Annotated in this window: 2 protein-coding genes; both read right to left on the bottom strand. The window is 74.3% G+C overall.

Features of this window, described 5'->3' with window-relative positions:
• Positions 1-331 precede the first annotated feature (331 nt).
• Entirely contained in the window at positions 332-1,906 is a 1,575-nt protein-coding gene (locus ACSNOK_RS32385; protein WP_436784362.1) for a DEAD/DEAH box helicase, read from the bottom strand.
• A 341-nt stretch (positions 1,907-2,247) separates the two neighbouring features.
• A complete protein-coding gene (locus ACSNOK_RS32380; protein ID WP_004954428.1) occupies positions 2,248-2,451 on the bottom strand; it encodes a cold-shock protein in 204 nt (67 codons plus the stop codon).
• Positions 2,452-2,746: the final 295 nt, after the last annotated feature.

The following is a 2,746-nucleotide window of genomic DNA, read 5'->3' as shown; positions in this document are numbered from 1 at the left end:
GTCCATCGGGGGTGGGCCGTGTGGGGCTCGCCGGAGCCCGACCGGCAGGGCGGGCCCCGCCGCCGTCAGGGAGCGGGCGGCCGGGTCGAAGGCCGCCGTCAGGAAGCGGGCGGCCCGGTCAAAGGCAAGTCCCCCCCCCGGCCTGCGGGCCGCACCAGCCCCTCGGCGTACGGCAGCCGGCCCACCGTCACGCGACGGAGGGGGAACGGCAAAGAGGGAGGGAACAGCGCAAAGGAAACCGCAGAGAGCGAGGCCGACGGAGAGAGTGACGACCGACGACGATCCCCGGCCGTCCCTCACCCCCCCCCCGCCCGACAGCGGCGTACCCCCGTCAGCCGGCCGACGGCCGACGGGTGCGGCCTCCGCCGCGGGACGCCGCCGGAGCGGCGCCGTCCGGACGGGGGCGCCGGCGAGGACCGCGCGCGCCGGTGGTGCCCGCCTCGGCGCCCGCCTCCGGGTTCGCGCCGGAGCGGCCTCGCCCGCGCCCGCGCCGGGACCGCGAGGAGCCGGAGCCCGACGAGCCGGAGGAGGAGGACGAGCCGGACGACGCCTTGCGGACCGGGGCCGGCTGCGGCGGCGGAGCGATCACCACGGGCACCCCGCTGGGCTCCCGAGCCCCGGTGACCCGGGCGAGCTCGGCGTCCGCGGGCTGCACCCGGGCCACCTGCGGCGTGATCTTGGCGTTCGCCATCATCCGCGTCATCTCGCGCCGCTGCTCCGGCAGCACCAGCGTGACCACCGTGCCGGACTCCCCGGCACGTGCCGTCCGGCCGCCGCGGTGCAGGTAGTCCTTGTGGTCCACGGGCGGATCGATGTTGACGACGAGGTCCAGGCCGTCGATGTGGATGCCGCGGGCCGCGACGTTGGTCGCGATCAGCGCGGTGACCTGGTCGGTGCGGAACTGCTCCAGCGTCCGGTTGCGCTGCGGCTGGCTCTTGCCGCCGTGCAGGGCCGCCGCGCGGACGCCCTGCGACAGCAGCCGCTTGGTGAGCCGGTCGGCCCCGCGCTTGGTGTCCACGAACATGATCACGCGCCCCTCACGGGCGGCGATCCGGGTCACGGCGTCCTTCTTCGTGGTCTCGTCCGCGAGGTGGAACAGGTGGTGTTCCATCGTGACCACCGCGCCCGCCGAGGGGTCCACCGAGTGGGTGACGGGGTCGGTGAGGAAGCGGCGGACGAGCCGGTCGACGTTGCGGTCGAGCGTCGCCGAGAACAGCATCCGCTGGCCGCCCGGGGCGACCTGCTCCAGCAGCCGGGTGACCTGGGGCAGGAAGCCCATGTCGGCCATCTGGTCGGCCTCGTCGAGGACCGTGATCGCCACGTCGGCCAGCGAGCAGTCGCCCCGCTGGATCAGGTCGGCCAGCCGGCCCGGCGTGGCCACGAGCACCTCGGCGCCGCGGGCGAGCTGGTTGGCCTGCCGGCCGATGGACATGCCGCCGACCACGGTGGCCGTCCGCAGGTTCACGGACGTGGCGTACGGGGCGAGCGAGTCGGTGACCTGCTGCGCCAGCTCACGGGTGGGGACGAGGACGAGCGCGAGCGGCCGGCGGGACTCGGCGCGCCGGCCGGCGGTACGGGCCAGCACGGCCAGCCCGAAGGCCAGCGTCTTGCCGGAGCCGGTACGGCCGCGGCCGAGGACGTCACGGCCCGCGAGCGAGTTCGGGAGGGTGGCGGCCTGGATCGGGAAGGGCTCGGTGACGCCCTCGCGGGTCAGCGTGGCCAGCAGCCCGCCGGGCAGGCCGAGGTCCTCGAAGGACTCCACCGGCGGCAGCGCCGGCGTCGTGCTCACCGGAGTCTCGAACTCCGCCGGGCCGTCGGCGGGCGGGGCCGGCCTACGGCGCGCCGACTGGCCGCCGCGCGTACCGGTGGAGCGGGGCGGACGGGCGGGGCGGGCGGAGCGTGACATGCGGGACCTTCCCTGGTGGTGGCCTGAGGTGAAGCGAACGTGGACGGGGCGTGACCGGCCGGAGCCGGAGGGGTCCGGGCCGGAACCGGCCGGGACCGGAGGGGTCCGATCGGAAACCGGACAGGTCCGGTCAGGGCCGGACTCGACCGCGCCGACGGCGGCCGTATCGACAATGGGGCCCGCACCCAGTGGTGCGGGCCCCATGGCCTAGTGCGTCGGGCCGCGCCCCGCGTGTCGAGGGCCGTCCGCCACCGGGACGGGGCCGTTCGTCACGCGGGCGTCGCCCGTGCGTCGAGAATCGTCCGCCGACGACCGAAGCCGTCGTGCGGTGACGACGATCGTCAGATGGTGACGATGTTCTCCGCCTGCAGGCCCTTCTGGCCCTGCGTGACGTCGAAGGAAACCTTCTGACCCTCGAGGAGCTCACGGAAGCCGGTGGAGGCGATGTTCGAGTAGTGGGCGAAGACGTCCGGGCCGCCGCCGTCCTGCTCGATGAAGCCGAAGCCCTTTTCCGAGTTGAACCACTTCACGGTGCCAGTAGCCATGTCTATCTCCTTATGGAATGGGATGGGCCCCACGCCGGAATAGACCGGCAAAACAAAAATGCGCCTTCGGCTACATGGCCGAGGCGCACACGAGTTCATGGGTACCACAACTGCAACTTCGTCGACAGTAGCACACGGGAAGCGGGCCGCGCTGTGATCCGGGTCTCCCCGCACCGCCCCGGCCCGGCCCACACCGACGGCCCACGAGAGACCACACCGGCCCCCTGCGCCCAGGCCGCACCGGACCGCACCGCACCCCGCCCCGACACCGGCACCCCCACGAAACCGCCTCACG

The organism is Streptomyces sp. URMC 126 (assembly GCF_051386555.1).
Lineage (GTDB): Bacteria > Actinomycetota > Actinomycetes > Streptomycetales > Streptomycetaceae > Streptomyces.
This window is presented reverse-complemented; position numbering and strand designations above follow the sequence as displayed.

What these genes read in the sequence shown, in the direction of transcription:
- ACSNOK_RS32385 (WP_436784362.1), bottom strand. Translation starts at nt 1,906, where the DNA reads ATGTCACGCTCCGCCCGCCCCGCCCGTCCGCCCCGCTCCACCGGTACG.
- ACSNOK_RS32380 (WP_004954428.1), bottom strand. Translation starts at nt 2,451, where the DNA reads ATGGCTACTGGCACCGTGAAGTGGTTCAACTCGGAAAAGGGCTTCGGC.